Genomic DNA, 20,913 nt, shown 5'->3' with positions numbered 1-20,913 from the left:
GCTCCAAAAACAAAAATCTTGTATACAAGTGAAATCCAAGGGGGATAACCCTTTAATTTGTTCCTTATTTTGTAAGCGTTTTCTCTCTATAATCTTGTTCAGAAGGAGGTGGCCGCCAAGCTTAGCAGAGAGGGTCAGACACAATAACAATCTACTTCATAGAGAATCAGCGCGCAGAGATGATTCACGTTAAGTCGTAGGTACAATGTTGTGACAAGCCAATACAAATCCCAGGAGGTAGATTATGTTTAAGTTGAAAAAGAAGGTTATGACAGCAGTACTGGCAGCATCCATGAGCATCGGTTTATTCGCGGCAACGGCAAATGCGGCAACAGACTACTGGCAGAACTGGACGGATGGCGGCGGAACTGTGAACGCGGTTAACGGCTCCGGCGGCAACTATAGCGTGAATTGGTCGAATACCGGCAACTTCGTGGTAGGCAAGGGCTGGAATACCGGCTCGGCATCCCGGGTAATCAACTATAACGCGGGCGTATGGGCGCCAAGCGGCAATGGCTATCTGACCCTGTATGGCTGGACTAGAAACTCCCTGATTGAATATTACGTGGTAGACAGCTGGGGTACATACCGGCCTACCGGTACTTATAAAGGGACGGTGAGCAGCGACGGCGGCACTTACGACATCTACACGGCTCAACGCGTCAACGCGCCATCCATCGATGGAACGGCTACCTTCACGCAGTATTGGAGCGTCCGTCAATCGAAGAGAGCGACTGGCAGCAACGTCGCCATTACGTTCGCCAACCATGTTAACGCTTGGAAGAGCAAAGGCATGAACCTGGGCAGCAGCTGGTCCTACCAGGTCCTCGCGACGGAAGGCTATCAAAGCAGCGGCAGCTCGAACGTAACGGTGTGGTAATCTAATAAGTTACTAAGAGAGCCTGCTTGCTTTTACCATAGGAATAAAAAGAGCCAAGGCCGGCCGGTCTCCCTGACGGCGGCCTTCTCTATTTCGAATGCTCAAAGGAGAATAACCGATGAGAAAGCTTTTAACCTGCTCTCTATTAGCAGCATTAATCTTGGTTAGCGCTTGCTCGGAGGAGCCGCAGCCGGATAAGAACGCGCAGAAAAAGCCTGCTCAAGACGCAGCCGTGGTTCAGCCTGCCAAGTCGGAGGACAAGAAGGATGACCGCTTTGTGCTGGTGAAAGGCGGAGCTTTTGCCAATACGAAATCCAGCTACCATGGCAAAGAAATCAAGCTTCCGGACTTTTATATCGGCAAATACGAGGTCACGCAGGAAGAGTGGGTTAACGTGATGGGAAGCAACCCCTCCCAATTCAGCGGCGCCAAGCAGCCGGTCGAGATGGTCAGCTGGTACGACGTGATTGAATATTGCAATGCGAGAAGCGTGAAGGAAGGGCTTAAGCCTTATTACAGCGTAGACAAGAATACGAAGGATCCGAATAACAAGAGCGAGAACGATCAGCTCAAATGGACGGTTATGATTAACGAAGGCGCTAACGGTTACCGGCTGCCGACGGAGGAGGAATGGGAATATGCCGCTAGCGGCGGACAGCAGAGCAAGAGCTTTACCTACAGCGGAAGCAATAACGTGAATGAAGTCGCCTGGTATTGGAGAAACGCCGGGGACAAGTATCTAGAGGGAGACTGGACCTGGCCCGCGATAGAGAACAATCACGATACGACCAAAACGATCGGCATCAAGAAGCCTAACGAATTAGGCTTATACGATATGACGGGGAATGTACGGGAATGGTGCTGGGACTGGTATGTTGGGCAGGATGTACCGCAAGGCGCGATGCGGGTCGTCAAAGGCGGCGGATGGATTGGCGATATCGGCAGCGCCGTGTCTGCCTTCCGGGGCAAGTTCGAGCCAAACGGCTTTGGGCCGGATCAAGGCTTTCGATTGGTTCGCGGGGAGTAGAAGGTGGCCGAGCATATAGGAATGATCATGAAAAGCACATCTTGTCTGAAGCGAGGTTCGTGAAGAACCAGCGGCTGATGGGATGTGCTTTGTGTTATTGTTATACCTATACAATGATGAGGAACGATGGTGACTATGAAAATCCAGCTAGATAATTACACAATAGACGTGAACGTCCTTTATGGCGTCAGAAAGAAGCTGTATCTCCAGATGGATTCGATGGGGCACATTACGGTGAAGGCTCCTAACGATACAAGCGATGAAGTGATTCAGCAAGCTGTGAAGCAGCATGAAAAAGAAATCGTGAGCAGACTGCAGGCTATTGAGAAGGTACAAGCAGCAGCGCCTAAGACCAGGGAGTATGAGGACGAAGGAAGATTCCTTCACCTAGGTAAATACTATTCTCTCCATGAATTGATCGAGACGGAAGGCTTAACGGAAGAGGAGCTGAAGCTGAATCTCCGGAAGTTTTATTTTGCCAGCTGCAAGAAGGTTGTAGCGGAGCGGATTAAGCCGTATCAGGAGAAGCTGAAGGTAAAGCCCAAGTCGGTTGACATTGTCGAGTCAGCGACCAAGTGGGGGAGCTGCAGCTCCAGCAAAAAGCTGACCTTCAACTACCGCCTCGCAATGGCACCGGTTGAGGTGATCGATTATGTTATTATCCATGAGCTCTGCCATCTTACGCATATGAACCATGACCGATCCTTCTGGCGTCTGGTCGGAAGCATCATGCCCGATTACAAGGACAAGGAAGCGTATCTGGCCCGTTATGGGCAGGCGCTGACGTTGTAGTTGCCAGTTTTTATCTATAGACATGATTGTTGGGATGTAACAGTATAATAGTGGAGCGATCTGTTTAAAAAAGAGAGAGGAACAAAACGGTTCTTACAGCCCAACAACTGTAGGATCCAGTTTGAATCTCTCTCTTTTTTCTGTCACGGGAACTCAGAACGGTGTCGAATTTAGCAGAAATCCTAATTCTTTAGTGCTATAGTAAATAGTAAATAGTAAATCTACTGACATCATTTGATAGAAACTGAATAGCAAGGAGGTCAAGAACCTTTGGAAAATAAGCAAATATCCTGCGATTGGTCCTACAGTGAGATTGTCAATTACGGCATCCAGCAGAATCACGTCCCGGTCGTCAGATCGATAGAGATACATAATCATACGGAAGAAGATCTTTCTAACTTTACGGTCCGGATTACATCCGAGCCCGAATTCGCTTATGAGTGGAGTAAAAACTTCACGCTCCTACCAGCTGGCCAATCGCTGAATCTCGGAACGGTAAATCTGCAGATGTCGGCGTCTTTTCTGGCGAATCTGTCCGAACGGTTGACCGGGACGCTTACTTTGCAGGTGCTTCAAGGGGACTCGGAAGTCTACCGCGAGCGCGGGACGATAGCCGTATTAGCCTTCGATGAATGGAGCGGGCTTGCCGTGCTGCCGGAGCTGACGGCTGCTTTTGTCATGCCGAATCATCATCATATTGCGCAGGTCGTCCGGGAGGCAGCGGATATTTTGGCCAAATGGACCGGAAGCTCCTCGTTCACCGCTTACCAGAGCAAGGACCCGAACAAGGTACGCACGCAAGCGGCTGCCATTTACGCAGCTTTGCAGAACCGGAAAATCGCGTATAACGTGGCGCCGCCAAGCTTTGAAGTCATTGGGCAGCGCGTTCGCTTGCCGGAGACGATTTTTACGCATCGCATGGGCAATTGTCTGGACCTGTCTCTTCTCTACACGGCTTGTCTGGAGGCGGTTGGGCTGCATCCGCTGCTCGTCTTTACCAAGGGGCATGCGTTCTCCGGCTTGTGGCTGGAGGAGGAGACCTTTGCGGAAAGCGTGCAGGATGATATCTCCGTCTTAACGAAGCGGATCGCTTCGGGCATGAACCAGATTTGCGTGGTGGAAGCGACGGCTTTCGTGGAGGGAGATACGGCAAGCTTTGATCAAGCGGTTGGATTAGCCGAAAAACATCTCCAGGATCCCGACCAATTCGACTGCGTGCTGGATATTCGAAGAGCCCGGTCTGCGGCGGTACGCCCGCTGCCGATTCGTACGGCTACGCCGGAAGGCTGGATCGTAGAGCCTCAAGCGGTGACACCAGGCGAGACGGATGCGGCGGCGCCCGGGCTTGTTGATGTTTTTGACAAACCGCTCGAAGTGGATGCTTTATCGCAATCCCCACGCCAGAAGCTATGGGAACGCAGGCTGCTTGATCTGACGCTTAGAAATTCGCTTCTTAACTTCCGTTTGTCCAAGTCGAGTATTCCGGTCATTACGGCTCAGTTAGGAGATTTGGAGGATGCGCTGGCGGACGGCGAGGAATTCCAACTGCTTGCGAAGCCTAACGACTGGCAGAACAACGGCCGGAATGCGGATTTGTACCAGAGCATTAATAACGATCACCCGCTCGCTCAGCTTCTGAGAGAGGAGTTCAACCGGAAGCGTCTGCGCGTCGATCTGGATGCGGTGGAGCTGGAGAGAAGAATGGTGCATCTGTACCGTTCGGCCAGAGTCTCCCTTGAGGAAAATGGGGCCAATACGCTGTATCTGGCGCTGGGCCTTCTAAAATGGTATGAGACTCCGGTCAGCGAGCTGCCTCGTTATGCTCCAATTGCTTTGATTCCGGTTGATATTATCCGGAAGTCTTCGCGACAAGGCTATGTCATCCGGGCCAGAGACGAAGAGCCGCAGATGAACATTACGCTGCTGGAAATGCTGAAACAGGATTACGGCATCGGCATTGACGGGTTAGACCCTCTGCCTCGCGACGAGAAGGGCATTGCCCTGAAGCAAGTATTCCATGTGTTCCGCCATGCGCTTATTCAGGTTCCGAGATGGGATGTGGAGGAAACCGCCTACCTGGGATTGTTCTCCTTTGGCCAATTCGTCATGTGGAATGATATCCGCACGCATGCCGATAAGCTTGCCCGCAATAAAATCGTAGCCAGCCTGATGGAGGGCCAGTTGAAATGGGAGGAGCAGCCGGAGGAGACAACTCCGCTTGATCTGGATCATCCGACTCGGTTATCGATTCCGATCAGCGCGGATTCCTCGCAGTTATCGGCGGTGCGTGCAGCGGCAGGCGGTCAAAGCTTTGTCCTTCATGGTCCTCCGGGAACGGGCAAATCGCAGACAATTACGAACATGATTGCTAATGCGCTGGCGCAAGGGAAGCGGGTCTTGTTCGTCGCGGAGAAAATGGCGGCCTTATCCGTCGTGCAGCGCCGTTTGGAGCAGATTGGGCTTGGTCCGTTTTGCCTGGAGCTGCATTCGAATAAGAGCACGAAAAAATCCGTTCTGGATCAATTAGCTGCCGCTATTGAGGCGAAAAAGATCCCGGCACCGAATTCCTGGAGCAGCCAAGCGGACCGTCTGTTCCAGCTCAGGAACGAGCTGAACGGTTATGTATCGGCTCTTCACCGTAAATATCCTTTCGGCATGACCTTGTTCGAAGCGATAGCCGGGTACGAACAAGCGGGAGAGGCTCCTGCCGTCGTCTATTTCGACGATGCTTCTATAGATGCCTTAACGCCGGAAAAGCTGATCCTCTGGAAGGATCTCGCGGCAAGGCTGCAAATCGCGGGAGCGGATTGCGGAGAGCCGCATCTTCACCCATTGAGCGACGCTGAGCTTACTACCTACTCGCAAGCGATCAAATCGGAAGCGGATCAGGTGCTGAAGCGGTATATTCCGCTGCTGGCTCAACTGCGTGAAGCAATAGGTCAAGCGGAGAGCCGTCTCCAGCTGAATGTGGTAGCGGAAAGTCTCAGCTACCAGCGTCTTCAGGTGCTGATGTTGCTCTGCGAGCAGGCGAGCCGAGTTCCCGAGATCAAGCCGGCCTTCCTTCAGGCTGCTGATATCGAAGAGGCTGTAGCGCAAGTGAGGGCAACCGCCGAGCAGGGCAAGCGCAGAGATCAGCTCCGGGCGAAGGTGTTCGCTAGATTTACCCCGGAAGTCACCCGAATCGATGCGAAATCCATTCTAGCGGAATGGGATCGGACGGAGCTGCAATGGTTCCTGCCGAAGTGGTCGGGGCAAAAGCGTATTTCCAAACGGTTAAAAGGTCTGGCAGCTAACGCCTCTTCCTTCTCAAAGGATCAGGTTAAGCCGGCTCTCGTGGAACTAACCGCCTGGCAGGAAGAAGAGTTGAAGCTGAAGGCGATGAAGGCAGCTGTGGCGCCTTATCTTGGTCAGGCATGGGCGGATGCGGAGGACGGCAAATGGGAGGAGCTTGCTGCGGCCTGCGATTGGGTAGAAAAGCTGCAAGCAACGCTTGTTCAATGGTCCGGCAGCCGGACTGCTGCGAATTCCTTGAGACAGCAAATGACGGATGTCCTTCTGGATGGCCGTCATGATCAGGCTCAGATTACCCTCCTGCAAGGAGTAGGAAGTCTTGATCAACAGATTAATGCAGACGAGATGGAGCTAGCCAGACTGCTGAGCATTCCATTCGAGAAGCTGCGGACATCGGAACATGCAGGGGAATGGCTTGTATATATCGCCGACAAAGCGAAGCTATGGTCCACGCATATGGAGCGGCTGCGCGAATGGACGACTTGGCGCAGGGTCCGCACGGAAGCGGTAGAAGCAGGCTTGTTGTCTCTTATTACGCCGTATGAGGAAGGCCAGGTCGCTAATGCCCAGCTGATTGCCGCCTATGAGAGAGGGCTGTACAAATCCATTGCCAACTACATGATTGCGAGGGATAACAGTCTGCAAGCCTTCTCGGGCAAATTATTCGAGGATACGATCGAGAGGTTCAGAGCCGCGGATCACCAATATTTGAGCTTAACCCAGCAGGAGATTGCGGCACGTTTATCGGCCAAAATCCCGCAAATGACGGTAGAAGCCGCGCAAAGCTCCGAGGCGGGTATTTTGCAGCGAGCCATTCGCAGCGGGGGACGGAATCTCTCCATTCGCAAGCTGTTCGAGACGATCCCGAATCTTCTTCCAAGGCTGACGCCTTGCATGCTGATGAGCCCGATTTCAGTTGCGCAGTATTTGGATCCGAGTGGCGCCAAGTTTGATCTGGTTATCTTTGACGAAGCGTCCCAGGTGCCGACGGCTCAAGCGGTTGGAGCGCTCGCGAGAGGGCATCAAGCCGTTATCGTAGGCGATCCGAAGCAGCTGCCGCCAACAAGCTTCTTCTTGAAGAACTCAAGCGAGGTGGATGAGGAAGAGGCGCTGCAGGATATGGAAAGCATCTTGGACGACTGCTTGGCGCTAGGCATGCCGGAGCGGCATCTCACTTGGCATTACCGAAGCCGGCATGAGAGCCTGATTGCTTTCAGCAATGCGCATTATTACGAGAACAAGCTGATGACCTTTCCGTCCCCGGATGAGCCGGTCTCCAGCGTGACCCTCATACCGATCGAAGGGTATTATGACCGCGGTCGCTCGAAGCAGAACCGGGCGGAGGGCGAAGCGGTTGTGGCGGAAATGATTCGAAGAGTGAAGGATCCGGTCTTGCGCCAGCGCAGTATTGGGGTCGTAACGTTTAGCTCCGTTCAGCAGACCTTGATCGAGGATTTGCTCGAGGAAGCGATGAAGCAGGATCAGGAGCTGGATCTGTTATTTGCGAAGCTTCCGGAGCCCATTTTTGTGAAAAACCTGGAGAACGTGCAGGGCGATGAGCGGGATGTGATCCTGTTCTCCGTTGGTTACGGACCGGATGCAGCCGGCAAGGTGAATCTGAACTTCGGGCCGCTGAACCGGCAGGGCGGCTGGCGCCGTCTGAACGTCGCCGTATCCCGTGCCAGATATGAAATGATGGTTTACTCGACGTTAATGTCGCATCATTTGAACGCGAGCCGAATCAGCGCGCAGGGCGTTCTTGGCCTCAAAGCCTTCCTGGATTACGCAGAAAAAGGTCAGCGCGCGCTGCCGGCGAGCTCAGCCTCCGAGCAAATCTCACTGGTGTCCAATCTTCATCGCAGCCTTGCTGACGAGCTGAAGGCTCTTGGTTATGAAACGGAGCAGCATGTAGGCGCGTCGGGCTACCGGATTGATCTTGGGGTGCTTGACCCGGTGAACAAAGGGCAATACGTGCTTGGGATATTGCTTGACGGACCGATGTATCGGGATGCGGAGGCCGCTCGCGACAGGGATATTTTACGCGAGCAGGTGCTGGAGCAGCTTGGCTGGAACCTAGTTCGCGTATGGAGTCCGGAATGGTGGGAGAACAAGGGGAATGTTATCCGGCAGGTGGTCGGAGCTATAGAGAAAGCTAAGGAACAAGCCAAGGAAATAACGGCTGTGGCAGAGCGGCCTGTACCATCTGAGCCTACTGTAACGATTCATTCGGAGTCCGCTTCTTCCACTGCTGCGGATGTTGCGGAAGCTTCGGAAGAACCTGCAGCGGTTGACTCGACGACGGTTAAGCAGGATTCGTCGCTTTCGTATACCCCGTGCCAGCTTGAACCGGTCTCGCTTGGAACAGACCACTTCTATTCTCCCGCATCGACGGAGTTGATCCTTGGACAGATCAAGCAGGTCATCCGCCAGGAAGGGCCAATCAGCCGCAGTCTGCTGGCTAAGCGGGTGCTGCAGGCATGGGGCATAACCCGTCTTGGAGCTAAGCTTGATCAGCGTCTCGCCGATCTGATTGTACGGCTTAAGCCTGTGGAGACGGTCTCGGATGGAGCCGTGTTCTACTGGCCGGAAGGCAGCGAACCGTCAGGTTACGACCGGTACAGGGTTGCAACCGAAGAAGCAAGACGGGCGGCGGAAGAGCTGCCTGCGGAGGAGGTTGCGGCAGCGGTGAAGGCTGTCCTTGCAGCGCAAATCAGCCTGCCGCAAGAGGATCTGATCAAGCAGGTTGTGAAGCAACTCGGCTATGCAAGATCAGGCAATGCGCTTGACCGGGTGATTCGAAACGGCATTCAGAAAGCCATTGAGCTGGATTACGTGCAATCCGATGAGCAGGAACGGATTGTTTTGAAATAAGGGTAAAGGGAATGACCGCCTACCTCGCGTATGGCGGTTTTTTCTTTTTTCCGGAAAGTGCTTGCACATTTCTTTTTATTATGTCATATTGATATTATCAAAGTGATAATATGAGTTGCGGAGGAGGCCCAGTACCTTGAACCTGAACGAAAACGAAACGAATTATTCCGCAAGCAACTACCGGACTCCCGACGGCGCGCCTACGGATATTGTTATTTTTACGATTACCTCGCAAGAGAAAGAGAAGGGAAAGAAAGCTCTGCCTAACAGGGAACTGCAGGTGCTGCTGATTCGGCGGAAGGTGTGGCCTTTTGAGGGGCAATGGGCTTTGCCGGGCGGGTTTACCCGCGAGACCGAGACCGTGGAGGAATGCGCGATCCGGGAGCTGAAGGAGGAAGCCGGTGTCGAGCGGGTGCGCATGGAATTTCTGAAGGTATACAGCAAGCCGGGACGCGACCCGCGGGGCTGGATGATCAGCCATGCGTTCTGCGCGCTCGTGAATGAGCGTTACTTGAAGGATAGAAAAGCATCGGATGATGCGGAGGACGTGCAGCTGTTCCCGCTAAGCGAAGCGCTCGAGATGGAGTTGGCTTTTGACCATCATGGAATTATCCGTGACGCTTACCGGCGGATTCAGCAGCAGATGGTGACTGAGCCAATCGCCAAGGAATTTTTACCGGAGGAATTTACGATTGGGGAGCTGTATCAGATTATTCAGACGGTTGTGCCGGCGTTTGAGGAGAAGAACTTTATCCGCAAAGTGACCTCCACGCAAAGCCGCAAGGGTCTAATTGAAGAAGTCCGCCACGCGGACGGAAGTCTGAAGCAATCCAATCAGTATTCGCAGCGTGCGGCGCAGCTGTACCGTTTTACAGGCTTTGTGCCGGAGCTTTCGATTTATAGCTAGGAGGAGATTGTCATGAAGCAAAATCTATCGATGCTGGGACTGCTTGCGGCGATTCTGGCCGTTGCTTATTTTACGTCGTCGAGCGCTATCGAGATTGCGGCTACAACAACCGGACTGGCGGCCGTATGGCTGACCGCGAAGGAGAAAATGTGGACCTGGCCGATCAGCTTGGTCAACGTAGCCTGCTTTTTCTATATGTTCCTGGACGTAAAGCTGTATGCGGATATGACGCTGCAGGTATTCTTTTTCGTGCTTAGCCTTTATGGCTGGGCCGTATGGATGACCAAGCGCGAAGGGGCGGCCGTTCGGCCAACAAGAACCTGGACTCCGCGAATGGCTGCGCTGCTGCTTGCGTTTCTGGTTGTGTTCACGGTGGCGTGGGGCTACATTCTTGAGCGTTATACCGATGCGTCTATTCCTTATCTGGATGCTTTTATCGCTACACTTAGCCTGGTCGCCCAGTTCCTGCTCTCGTACAAAATCCTGCAAAGCTGGTATTTCTGGATCGTCGTAGACGTTCTATCGATAGGCATGTATTTCTACAAGGAGCTGTACGCGACATCGTTCTTATATGTTATTTTTCTCGGCATTGCGATTATGGGGCTTGTGGAGTGGAAGCGGGAATATGCGCGGAGAGCTTCAGCTATACAGGCGCAGCAGAATGAGGTGAACACGTATGCCGGTTAAAAAAGTCGGGCTGACGTTGGGCAAATTTGCACCGTTTCACCGCGGGCACCAGCATGTGGTGGAGACGGCGCTGCGCGAAGTCGACCATCTGATTGTCGTTATTTACGACAGCCCCGAGGTGACCCCTGTGCCGTTATCGGTTCGGGCGCGCTGGATTCGCAAGCTCTATCCAACCGTGGAAGTGCTGGAAGCTTGGGACGGACCTTCGGACAGCGGAGATACGCCTGAGGTCAAGCGTATACAGGAGAATTATATCTTAGGTCTGCTTGGTGGTCGGAAGGTAACTCATTTCTATTCCAGCGAATTCTACGGCGAGCATATGAGCGAAGCGCTTGGGGCGGTTAATCGTCAGGTCGATCCGCTTCGGGAGACGTTTCCCGTATCCGGGACCAAGGTAAGAGAGGGTTTGTTTGAAAATAAAAGCTTGGTGGAACCAGCCGTTTACCGGGATCTTATTACGAATGCCGTATTTCTCGGGGCCCCTTCTACCGGCAAAACAACGCTTGCCTCTCGTTTGGCCGTAGAGCTGCAGACGGTCTGGATGCCGGAGTATGGCCGGGAATATTGGGAGGAGCACCAGATTGAGCGCCGCTTGACGCTGGAACAGCTGGTCGAGATTGCGGAGGGCCATCTGGAGCGGGAGGAGCGGTTGCTGCTAGAGGCGAGGGATGCGCTGTTTGTCGATACGAACGCGATTACGACCTATATGTTTTCACTCTATTATCATGGCGAGGCTCATCCCAAACTGAAAGAGATGGCGGTCCACTGCGTTTCGCGATATGACCTCGTCTTCTTATGCGAGGATGATATTCCGTATGACGATACGCCGGACCGCTCGGGTGAGGTGAACCGGTCTATTTTCCAGAAACAGATCGTGGCGGATCTGATTGAGCGCAAAATTCCTTTTATTCCGCTTCGCGGCAGTCTGGAGGAGAGGGTGCAGCAGGTAAAAGCCGTTCTCGGGCGCTACGAGAAATACAGAAATCCATATGAATGGATGGAGGTCTTACGATGATGAGGAACCGAATTCTGGGCGGTTTGTTTGGGGTTGCGGTTGGCGATGCGCTCGGCGGAACAACGGAGTTTATGAGCGAAGCGGAAATCCGGCGCAAGCACGGCTGGCTGGAAGAGATCGTTGGCGGAGGCGTCTGGCAGCTTGAAGCCGGAGAGATTACGGATGATACGGCGATGACGATAGCGGTAGCAAGAGGTATTTTGCGCAATCCGCAGGATCCGATTGAGGCGATCGGGGAGTATTTTATGGCGTGGAAGGCTACCGATCCGAAGGATATCGGCAATATCATCCGGACGGTATTGGGTCTCTATGACGGAAGCTGGCCGGAGGCGGCGAGAAAGGCTGGTAAGTTGCTTGGCGGAAAAACGGCGGGGAACGGAACGTTGATGCGTTGTTTGCCAGTTGCTCTTGCTTATGGGGATGCGGCTTTGATGGAAGAGATAACGAGACGTCAGTCGGAGATGACGCATGAGGATCCGCTGGCGGCGGAAGCTTGTCTCATCTATAACCGGATTGCCGCTCGACTGCTGGAAGGCGAACAGCTGACTGCGGCCATCCGCGCCGAAATAACCGGAAACCGTTATGAACAGCTACTGAGCGGTGCCGTGCCGGCCTCTCCGCCGGACGGATTTGTTGTTCACACGATGGAATGGGTTGTCCATCATCTGCTTGTGGCAGAGAGTTACGGCGATGCGGTGCAGCGTGCTGCCAACAAAGGCGGCGATTCCGATACCATTGGCGCCATCGCAGGCGGACTTGCCGGTATTTACTCGGGATACGACGGGATTCCGTCCAAGTATACGGATAAAATCCTGCTGAGGCACGAGCTCATGGAGCTGGGAGACTCACTTCTCGCATTGCGGGAAAGTGAGAGGGTGTAGGCGATAGACAGCGAGTATGATAAAGGGGGCTGCCCGTAAGTCATCTTGGATGACAGTGGGGGCCTCTTTTTCATTGAAAAGGTCAACTGTTTGCAGCAAGTAGTAAAGGTGGGCTCTCAGCAGAATGGATTTCCTCCAGTAAATTTACTCTTTTTTGTTGCTGCGTCTCTCTACGTTGGATCCGGTCCACTAAATTTATGCTTTTGAGGTTATTTAGGTGGATTTCAGCCCATTTTGCTGTATGCAATCCAACGTAGGCACGCGAACCCGGTAAAATGGGCCTTTACGCTGTAGTGAATCCAACGTAGGCCTCGTTGCTTCGTCGTCGAACGAGTGTTGATGGAAGGCTTAACGATGTGCGGCATCGTCAAAGGAGCAACCACCGGTTGCTCCTTCTTATCTCTTCAAGCTTACTTCGTCTTTTTCCAATACACGCCTGTAATATCGATAGTCACGAGCGGGTCCGTGATGTTATGAGCAGCGCGGAAATCATGTACGGCTGCGGCGCAATAGCCGATGGAGTAGTCGTCAATGATGACATAGCCGCCTAAGGATACTTTTGGATACAGATTGTTCAGCGCGTCCATCGTAGAGGAGTACATGTCGCCGTCGAGGCGGGCAATCGCGATTTTCTCCGTTGGCGCCGTAGGAAGCGTGTCCTTGAACCAGCCCTTCAGGAAGACAACGCTGTCGTCCAGCAAATCATATTTCTTAAAATTCCCCTGCACTTCCGGCAAGGAAACGCGCAGAAAGTCCTGCTCGTGGAATTTGGAGGTTGCGTCGATCGGATATTGCGGGTCCGGCTTCGGCAGCCCTTCGAAGGAATCGGCTACAAGGACCTTACGCTTCCTTACGCCATGCGCTTTCAAATAGCCCGCCATAAAGATACATGCTCCGCCGCGCCATACGCCTGTTTCAATAAAGTCTCCCTGAACGTTGTTGGCGATGACGTCATTCATTAACATATGGAGGTTGTTCATCCGGATCCGGCCGATCATGCTATGTGCAATAATGGGCCAATCGAGGCCTTGAAGGCGGTTCTCCTTCGTGGCGCCTGGCTCATGCTCCAGCCAGATTTCGAATAGAATCGTTTTCTTCAATAATTCCAAATACATCTCAGCTGCTAGATTGCGCATAATCACAGTCCTTTTCATTCTTAGTGTTAAGGTATGAATATGAACCAAGCTTGAATTTGGATTGTGTGTACGACCACCGGAGAGAAAAACCTGTACATCGCCCGTTTTACTCATTGACATAAAATTTAATATAGCATTATAATATATCCATTATAACAAATGTTAATATGATAAAGGAGTTGTTTTCATGAGCGCAATTCGTCCTCCTGCAGTCCCTCTCGTAACGGTAGATCCTTATTTCAGTGTATGGTCCCAAGCGGACCGTCTTACGGATGACTATACCCGCCATTGGACGGGGCAACGGCATGCCATGACCGGCCTGATCCGAATTGACGGAATGATAGAGCGGTTTGCAGGGCTGGTTGAGCCTAACGCCGAGCGATATTACACGGAACCGCAGGCGATGGAGCAAAAGAGCGTATCCGTATCTCCGCTCAGCACCGTTTACACGTTCCAATCGGCAGGAATCGAATTGACGGTCCGGTTTACTTCTCCGCTGCTTCTGAATGACCTGGACGTGCTGTCGAGACCGGCTTCTTACGTAGCCTTCGAAGTGCGCTCGACCGACGGCGAGGAGCATGACGTGCAGATCTACTTCGACGTTACCGGCGAATGGTGCGTGGATCAATCGAAGCAAGCCGTTATCAGTAAGAAGCAGGAAACGGACGGACTGATCTCGCTGCAGATCGCTCATGAGACGCAAGAGCCCGTGAACCGTTCCGGCGACGACCACCGCATTGACTGGGGTTATTTCTACCTGAACGCGGAAAAATCCGATCAGGTGAGCGGCTATATAGCTCCTGCACATATTCGTAAAAACTTTGTTCGCAACGAGAAATTGGCCGAATCCCCAGCACAGACGGAAGCTCAGGTTGTTGCAGACGTACAGCCGGTTATGGCGCTAGTCTACAATATCGGCAGCGTAGGCTCCGTAACGGAGAAACGCCTGGCCGTGCTCGCTTACGACGATGTGATTGCGGTTGAATATTTCGGCGAGAAGCTGCAGGCTTATTGGAAACGAAACGGACAAAGCACGCAGGAAATGATTGCGGCCGCATTCTCGGAATACGAGAGCCTGCTCGAGCGCTGCGCTGCATTTGATAAGCAAATCATTGCCGAAGGCGAAAAATCCGGCGGAAGCCGTTATGCGGATCTTCTGGCGTTATCCTACCGCCAGGCTATCGCTGCGCATAAGCTTGTATTGGATACGGAAGGCGAGATCCTGTTCCTGTCCAAGGAATGCTACAGCAACGGCTGTATGGCTACGGTGGACGTCAGCTATCCTTCCGTTCCAATGTTCCTGCTGTATGCGCCCGAGCTGGTTGAAGGCATGATTCGCCCGATTGTGAAATATGCGAAGACGGATGCATGGACATTCGAGTTTGCCCCGCATGATATCGGCCAATATCCAATCGGCAACGGCCAAGTGTACGGCGAGAATGATCGTGACGGACAAATGCCGGTAGAGGAATGCGGCAATATGCTCGCAATGGCGGCGTCCTGCGCGCTTGCCGGCGGCAACCGGAATTACTTGTTCAGCCATATGGACATTTTCGGCGAATGGGCCGATTATTTGACGGAGTTTGGTCTTGATCCCGAGAACCAGCTGTGCACGGATGATTTTGCCGGTCACCTTGCTCGCAACGCGAACCTGTCCGTAAAGGCGGTTATGGGCGTAGCAAGCTATTCGATCCTGAAGAAGCTGCAAGGCGATAACGAAACAGCTGCCCGTTACATGGCCAAAGCCAAAGAAATGGCTGAGCAATGGGAAGTGCTTGCGGCGGACGGCGACCATACGAAGCTGGCTTTTGGCTCGGAAGGTACTTGGAGCCTCAAATATAACCTGATCTGGGATGTGCTGTTTGGCACGGACTTGTTCTCCAAAGAGATGATCGACAAAGAGATCAGCTGGTACAAAAAGATGAAAAACGATTACGGCACGCCGCTCGACAATCGCGCTACTTATACGAAGAACGACTGGCTCGTCTGGTCGGCCGCGCTGTCGGATAACCAGAACGATTTCGAAGAGCTGGTAAGCCCGATCTGGGACATGCTGAACGAAACGGCTGACCGCGTTCAATTCTCGGACTGGACGGATACGTTGACGGCGCGTCAATTGAACTTCCAGCACCGGTCAGTCGTTGGCGGCATCTTCATGAAGGTGCTGAAGGACAAAGGCGTTATGAGGGCATTCCAAGCGGTTTCTTCCGTCAACGGAGGAAAGTAAATATAATTTCCTGTGACGGACAGGGGCGCATGTGAAGTGCGCCCTTGTTTTGCTCTATACAAGAAAATAGACAATTGTTTAAATAACTATTTTGTTAATAAACCCGAATATGGTATATTTGTTATAACCTATGAATTGCGGTCCGGATAGGAGGATTACGCGTGAGTCAAGATAGAGAGCCTCTGTATATTAAAATACAGAATCATTTCAAAGATCTGATCATCTCCAGGGAGCTCGTAGAGGACGATAAAATCCCGACGGAAAAAGATCTGATGGACGAATTCGACGTCAGTCGGATTACGGTTGTGAATGCACTTGCCGAGCTGGCGAAGGACGGATGGATCTACAGGATTCCGGGAAGAGGCAGCTTCGTCAAAGGCATTCCGGAGAAACAAATGGCAGTCAGCCCGATGAGCGAGACGCGCGGAGAGCAGGCGGGACCTAAGGTGAAGATTGGTCTTGTGTTCCCCGTGCTTGGCGACTATTTCGCCATCCGTTTAATAGCAGGGATAACGGACGGCCTTAAGGCCAAAGGTTATTCGCTTGTTATTATGCTGACCAACAACTCCAAGGAGAAAGAGAAGGAAGTTATCCGGGAGATGAAGAACACCGTTGACGGACTTATTATTTTCCCGGTCGACGCCGAGGTCTATAACGAAGAGATTATCGCGCTCAAAATGCAGAATTATCCGTTTGTCCTGATTGACCGGTACCTGCCGGGCGTGGAGACAAACGTTGTCGCATCGGACAGCGCGCTGGCCACGATGCTGGCGGTTGATCATTTGTGGGAGCTGGGACACCGCAATATTGCGATCTGCTCCGATTCGCCGCTTATGACGGTATCGGTAGACGAACGGATTCAAGGCTATCAGGAAGCCATGAAACAGAAGGAAGCGTTGATTAATCCGTCGCTCATTCTGAATGACATTCATATTAACGGCGGCGGCATGAGTGCCGAGCATCCATTCTACCGCTTCGTGAAAAATCAGATGGCGACCGCTTATATCGCGCTTAACTGCTCGCTTGGCGTTCAGATCTTATCGATTGCCAAGGAGGTTGGCCTTCGCGTTCCGGAGGATATCTCCATCGTAACTTTCGATAACCCGACGCCGCTGCTCGAGGAGTTCAGCCTGTTGACGCATATCGACCAGTCGGAATATCAAATGGGGGCCGAAGCGGTTCAGCTGCTGCTGCAAGTCATCGAGAATAAAGGCAAGCAGCCGGTCAAATTCGAGAAGAAAATCTTGAAGCCGACTCTGATTGAACGCAAAACAACGGCAAAAGCGAAAGCATAAGCCGCCATACAGGCAAAACATACGAGAAAACCCGATTCCCTTGCATCCTAAGGGCGTCGGGTTTTCTTTTTTTATTTGACTAATTTGATATAACAAATATAATTAATTTTATAGGGGTTTTATAGCATTTGAGAAAGTCTAAAACAAGCAAGGAGGAAGATGATTATGAACGACAGGAAAGTTGTAGAAACCGCATCTTTGCATCTGCCAGTCCAAAACGCATCAACAAAATCCTCTCTCAAAAAGTTTGCTGTCAGACACAAAGATGCATTAATCGCGACGGCCATCTTGAGTCCAATGATTCTGTGGTGGCTTGTCTTGTCGGGGTTCCCGACGCTATTTGGTTTTTTCCTTGGATTTTTTGACTGGATCGGCATTGCGGCCAATCCGAAGTTTGTCTGGTTTGACAACTACGTTCGATTTTTCCACGATCCGCTTTACTACGAAGCCTTATGGAGATCGATCTGGCTTGGGGGACTTGTTACCGCAATTACCCTGATTGCCGGCTTTGGGGCAGCTCTGCTGATGAATATGCCGCTTTTCGGCAAAGGGATCTACCGGTCCATCTGGTACATTCCGGCGGTTACGTCAACGGTTGCGACAACGCAGATTTTTAATCTCCTCCTCGATACTAACAATGGCGTTATTAATAACTTTCTGAAATCGATCGGCAAGGAACCAATCGTGTGGCAATATTCCGTCTTCTGGGGCGTGTTCTGGATCGTCGTTTACTCCGTGTGGAAAGGCGTAGGGGGCGCGGCGCTGATCTGGCTTGCAGGTCTGCAGTCCGTTGACGTTTCCTTGTACGAAGCGGCGGAGATCGACGGAGCGGGACGCTGGGGCAAGCTTTGGAACGTGACGCTACCAGGCTTGAAGCCGATTGCAACTTACATTGTCATTACAAGCTTGATTGGCGCGATTCAGATCTATGAGCAGGTGCTGTTCATGACGGGCGGCGGTCCATACGGAAAAACGGAAGTGCTTGTGTTCCGCATCTACCGCGACGCGTTCTGGGACTTCAACCTCGGCATGGCGGGAGCTTCCTCGCTTATTATGGCGGTTATCGTCTTCTTGGTTACCATCGCTTATTACCGCTGGTCGACGAATTCGGACAGAAGCTCAACGATCAAGATTAAAGGAGTTAAAGGAGGTCCTAAAGCATGAGAGAATCCTTATCCAAAAAGCTGGCGTTTCAATTGAAGCCGGGCAATCTGTTTGCCCATCTGGTTCTGCTTGGCATCGGACTTGTCCTGTTATATCCTTTGGTCTTTATGGTTCTGGCCGGCTTCTTCACGAAAGACGAGTTCACAAGCTCCATCATCGGGTTGCTCCCGATTGCGAAATCGCCAACCCTTCATAACTTTACCGTTCTGTTTTACGGCTCCACCGATGCAGGCATACAGAAATATTTCATTAACTCCGGCTACCGCACGATTTACAACACCTTCTGGGCACTTCTGACTTCTTTGCTGGCCGGGTACGTGTTCGCAAGGCTGCGCTTCAAAGGGAAGGATCAGCTTTTCCTTGTCCTGCTGGGGACGCAAATGATTCCGGGAACGATCGCCCTCATTCCGACTTATCTGGAATTTGCACGGTTTCCGTTTGCCGGGGGCAACCATATTTTCACGGGAGGCTCCGGGATTCTCGACACATGGTGGGTGTACTTCATCGGCGGACCAAGCTTGAATATTATGGGGGCATTCCTCGTTAAGCAGTCCATTGAGAAAATACCGTTTGAACTTGACGAAGCGGCTAAAGTGGACGGTGCGGGCACCATGCGCATTATCTTCCAAATCATGCTGCCGCTGCAGCTCCCGATTATGGCGTTTATCGCGATTACGACAGCGCTGGCTACCTGGAATGATTTTGCCACGCCGTTCTTCTATACATCTTCGGATAAGCTGCAGACGCTGCCTGCCGCGATAACAAGGCTGTCCTCGGCTGCCGTGAGCCCGGGGGCGATTCCGAACTGGCCGCTTATTATTACGCTTGGTCTAGGCATGACGGTTCCCGCGCTTCTTATTTTCTTCTTCTTCCAGAAGTACATCGTGCAGGGTCTCGCCAATACCGGTATAAAGGGTTAAGAGAAATATTGTTATAACATATTGAATATAACAAATAGTCATGATATATTAAACTCAAGAAGTCAGTTATCCTAATCTGGAGGGGTTCAATGTGAAAAGTACAAAGATCACATCCTTGCTTGTAACTGCGCTATTAACGGTCTCATTATCAGCTTGCGGCGGCAACAATAACGGCAATACTTCAACAGCCACCAACTCGCCGCAAAATTCGGCGACACCGGCTGAATCCGCCTCAGCTTCACCGACAGAAAGCACAGACGCAACGACAGGCACTGATCCGGTAACGATCACGGTTTTGAATGAAGGGGCCGTTGGGATCGGGGTAGGCAAGCTGGACGATTTGTTCGCACCCAAAGAGAAGGAATTGAAAGGCAACGGCATTGATGTTACTTATACACCGGGCAATCCGGTAGAGGCATTCCCGCTTTTCTACCAAAAAATTATCGCAGGCAAGCTGCATGAGAAAAACATCAGCGTTAAAACCGAAGACTGGGGCTGGGGCGAGCCGCTGATTCAGAAAGAAACAGCAGGTTTCCTTGCTAAAAACGTTCCGGATATTATCGTAGGCGAAACCCAAATGCCTGGCTTCGCGCAGCAAGGGCTGCTTGAGCCGTTCCCGGACGATATGGCTGCGGATATCCGTGAGAATGTATCGCCTGCTGCATGGAAGCCAATGGAATACGACGGCAAAATCTACGGTCTTGCTTCGCAGCCTGGCGTAAGCAGCCTGTATTGGAATAAGAAGCTGGTGAAAGAAGCCGGCATCGATCCGGAGAAGCCGGTTACATCCTGGCAAGAGCTGGCTGACAACGCGAAGAAAGTAACGGAAGCGGGAAAAGGAAAATTCTATGGCGGCGGCGTTTACGCTGGTCCTAACTTCGGCGGATACCTGCGCTACGGTGCTCTTATCGGAATTAACGGCGGTTCTTATGCCGATGCAAACGGTCAACCGACCTTCAACTCCGATGCAAACGTAGAGACGGTTAATTTGCTCCGCGAGCTGAACGCGGCTCATCCGGCGGGACTGATGGTCAACAATACGGAAGGCACGTATTTCGATGCATGGAACAAAGGCCAGATTGCTTATCTGATCGATGGACCTTGGCAAGTGCAGCAATGTAAAGACAACAACCTGGAATGCGGCATGTCGCCAATTCCTCTGTCGCCTAACGGAGCGGCTGCCAACGTAACGATTGGCGCAGCTTTCCACTCGGTACCGAAAGACGCGAAGAACAAAGACGCGGCATTCGAATATATCAAAGCGATGTACAGCAAGGAAATTCAGCAGCTGATTGCGGACTCCAACGTTCGTTCTCCGATTCTGAAAGAAATCGCTGAGGCACCTGACTACCAGCAAAAGCATCCTGAAATGTACCTGCATTACCAAGCGATGAACGGCAATGTCCAAGGTCTTCCTACCTTTGCGAAAGACAACTCCAAGGTATGGCAAGTATGGGGCGACGCAGTGGTGAAATCGCTTATGACCAAAGGCGACGTAAAAGCCATTCTGGACGACGCCCAAAAGAAAGCAGAACAAATTACCAAACAATAAAAATCAAAAAAAGAGGACTTTCTTAACGCGTCCTGTACGGTCAGAAAAAAATTAACGTTGAGCAGAAAGGAGTTGTGGTATCTCTTTTAAGAGCGGAGCGTCCGCCTTTGCCTGAGTGAAATTTCCGCTTAATAATCCAATCAGAATTTTCCGAAGGCAACCCCACCGAATGTGATACAGAGTTTTACAAACTGTCTCCCATTCGGTTGGGCTTAAAAAGATACCACTCTCCCGAAAATGCTCAATAACGCTAATTGTTTTCCGGCCA

14 protein-coding genes are annotated in these 20,913 nt (G+C 51.9%); 13 read left to right on the top strand and 1 reads right to left on the bottom strand.

The window, feature by feature from the left end; all coding sequences use genetic code 11:
• Nucleotides 1-244: 244 nt before the first annotated feature.
• From PJDR2_RS23485 to PJDR2_RS23450, 8 genes are all read left to right on the top strand, one after another.
• Nucleotides 245-880 carry a glycoside hydrolase family 11 protein gene (locus PJDR2_RS23485; protein WP_015846216.1) on the top strand — a complete coding sequence of 212 codons (636 nt, stop codon included), beginning with the start codon at nucleotides 245-247 and terminating at the stop codon, nucleotides 878-880.
• 118 nt (nucleotides 881-998) lie between these two features.
• Nucleotides 999-1,907, top strand: a complete 909-nt coding sequence (locus PJDR2_RS23480) for a formylglycine-generating enzyme family protein (RefSeq protein ID WP_015846215.1) — start codon at nucleotides 999-1,001, stop codon at nucleotides 1,905-1,907.
• A gap of 135 nt (nucleotides 1,908-2,042) precedes the next feature.
• Nucleotides 2,043-2,699, top strand: coding sequence for a M48 family metallopeptidase (locus PJDR2_RS23475; protein WP_015846214.1), 657 nt, complete (start codon nucleotides 2,043-2,045; stop codon nucleotides 2,697-2,699).
• A gap of 270 nt (nucleotides 2,700-2,969) precedes the next feature.
• Nucleotides 2,970-8,861, top strand: a complete 5,892-nt coding sequence (locus PJDR2_RS23470; protein WP_015846213.1) for a DUF3320 domain-containing protein — start codon at nucleotides 2,970-2,972, stop codon at nucleotides 8,859-8,861.
• A gap of 136 nt (nucleotides 8,862-8,997) precedes the next feature.
• Nucleotides 8,998-9,768 carry an NUDIX domain-containing protein gene (locus PJDR2_RS23465; protein WP_015846212.1) on the top strand — a complete coding sequence of 257 codons (771 nt, stop codon included), beginning with the start codon at nucleotides 8,998-9,000 and terminating at the stop codon, nucleotides 9,766-9,768.
• A gap of 12 nt (nucleotides 9,769-9,780) precedes the next feature.
• Nucleotides 9,781-10,455 carry a nicotinamide riboside transporter PnuC gene (gene pnuC, locus PJDR2_RS23460; protein ID WP_015846211.1) on the top strand — a complete coding sequence of 225 codons (675 nt, stop codon included), beginning with the start codon at nucleotides 9,781-9,783 and terminating at the stop codon, nucleotides 10,453-10,455.
• Nucleotides 10,445-11,470: an AAA family ATPase gene (locus PJDR2_RS23455; protein WP_015846210.1), complete on the top strand. Its 1,026-nt coding sequence runs from the start codon at nucleotides 10,445-10,447 to the stop codon at nucleotides 11,468-11,470. The genes pnuC and PJDR2_RS23455 overlap by 11 nt, the downstream gene beginning before the upstream one ends.
• The gene (locus tag PJDR2_RS23450; protein ID WP_015846209.1) at nucleotides 11,467-12,351 is read left to right on the top strand and encodes an ADP-ribosylglycohydrolase family protein; all 885 of its coding nucleotides are present in this window, start codon (nucleotides 11,467-11,469) and stop codon (nucleotides 12,349-12,351) included. The genes PJDR2_RS23455 and PJDR2_RS23450 overlap by 4 nt, the downstream gene beginning before the upstream one ends.
• 410 nt (nucleotides 12,352-12,761) lie before the next feature.
• Here PJDR2_RS23450 and PJDR2_RS23445 read toward each other — a convergent pair whose 3' ends face one another.
• On the bottom strand, nucleotides 12,762-13,487 hold the full coding sequence (locus tag PJDR2_RS23445; RefSeq protein WP_015846207.1) for a TylF/MycF family methyltransferase: 726 nt from the start codon (nucleotides 13,485-13,487) through the stop codon (nucleotides 12,762-12,764).
• Nucleotides 13,488-13,674: 187 nt separating this feature from the next.
• On the opposite strand from PJDR2_RS23445, the gene PJDR2_RS23440 reads away from it, so the two are divergent.
• From PJDR2_RS23440 to PJDR2_RS23420, 5 genes are all read left to right on the top strand, one after another.
• Entirely contained in the window at nucleotides 13,675-15,714 is a 2,040-nt protein-coding gene (locus tag PJDR2_RS23440; protein ID WP_015846206.1) for a glutaminase family protein, read from the top strand.
• A gap of 161 nt (nucleotides 15,715-15,875) precedes the next feature.
• Nucleotides 15,876-17,009 (top strand): GntR family transcriptional regulator, encoded by a 1,134-nt coding sequence (locus tag PJDR2_RS23435; RefSeq protein ID WP_015846205.1) that lies wholly within the window; start codon nucleotides 15,876-15,878, stop codon nucleotides 17,007-17,009.
• Nucleotides 17,010-17,174: 165 nt separating this feature from the next.
• Nucleotides 17,175-18,173 (top strand): carbohydrate ABC transporter permease, encoded by a 999-nt coding sequence (locus tag PJDR2_RS23430; RefSeq protein WP_015846204.1) that lies wholly within the window; start codon nucleotides 17,175-17,177, stop codon nucleotides 18,171-18,173.
• Entirely contained in the window at nucleotides 18,170-19,093 is a 924-nt protein-coding gene (locus PJDR2_RS23425; RefSeq protein WP_015846203.1) for a carbohydrate ABC transporter permease, read from the top strand. The genes PJDR2_RS23430 and PJDR2_RS23425 overlap by 4 nt, the downstream gene beginning before the upstream one ends.
• Nucleotides 19,094-19,184: 91 nt before the next feature.
• On the top strand, nucleotides 19,185-20,645 hold the full coding sequence (locus PJDR2_RS23420; protein WP_015846202.1) for an extracellular solute-binding protein: 1,461 nt from the start codon (nucleotides 19,185-19,187) through the stop codon (nucleotides 20,643-20,645).
• The last annotated feature ends 268 nt before the right edge of the window (nucleotides 20,646-20,913 follow it).

The sequence above is a fragment of the Paenibacillus sp. JDR-2 genome, assembly GCF_000023585.1.
Classification (GTDB): Bacteria; Bacillota; Bacilli; order Paenibacillales; family Paenibacillaceae; genus Pristimantibacillus.
This window is presented reverse-complemented; position numbering and strand designations above follow the sequence as displayed.

What these genes read in the sequence shown, in the direction of transcription:
- PJDR2_RS23450 (WP_015846209.1), top strand. Translation starts at nt 11,467, where the DNA reads ATGATGAGGAACCGAATTCTGGGCGGTTTGTTTGGGGTTGCGGTTGGC.
- PJDR2_RS23445 (WP_015846207.1), bottom strand. Translation starts at nt 13,487, where the DNA reads ATGCGCAATCTAGCAGCTGAGATGTATTTGGAATTATTGAAGAAAACG.
- PJDR2_RS23475 (WP_015846214.1), top strand. Translation starts at nt 2,043, where the DNA reads ATGAAAATCCAGCTAGATAATTACACAATAGACGTGAACGTCCTTTAT.
- pnuC (WP_015846211.1), top strand. Translation starts at nt 9,781, where the DNA reads ATGAAGCAAAATCTATCGATGCTGGGACTGCTTGCGGCGATTCTGGCC.
- PJDR2_RS23425 (WP_015846203.1), top strand. Translation starts at nt 18,170, where the DNA reads ATGAGAGAATCCTTATCCAAAAAGCTGGCGTTTCAATTGAAGCCGGGC.
- PJDR2_RS23455 (WP_015846210.1), top strand. Translation starts at nt 10,445, where the DNA reads ATGCCGGTTAAAAAAGTCGGGCTGACGTTGGGCAAATTTGCACCGTTT.
- PJDR2_RS23440 (WP_015846206.1), top strand. Translation starts at nt 13,675, where the DNA reads ATGAGCGCAATTCGTCCTCCTGCAGTCCCTCTCGTAACGGTAGATCCT.
- PJDR2_RS23485 (WP_015846216.1), top strand. Translation starts at nt 245, where the DNA reads ATGTTTAAGTTGAAAAAGAAGGTTATGACAGCAGTACTGGCAGCATCC.
- PJDR2_RS23480 (WP_015846215.1), top strand. Translation starts at nt 999, where the DNA reads ATGAGAAAGCTTTTAACCTGCTCTCTATTAGCAGCATTAATCTTGGTT.
- PJDR2_RS23430 (WP_015846204.1), top strand. Translation starts at nt 17,175, where the DNA reads ATGAACGACAGGAAAGTTGTAGAAACCGCATCTTTGCATCTGCCAGTC.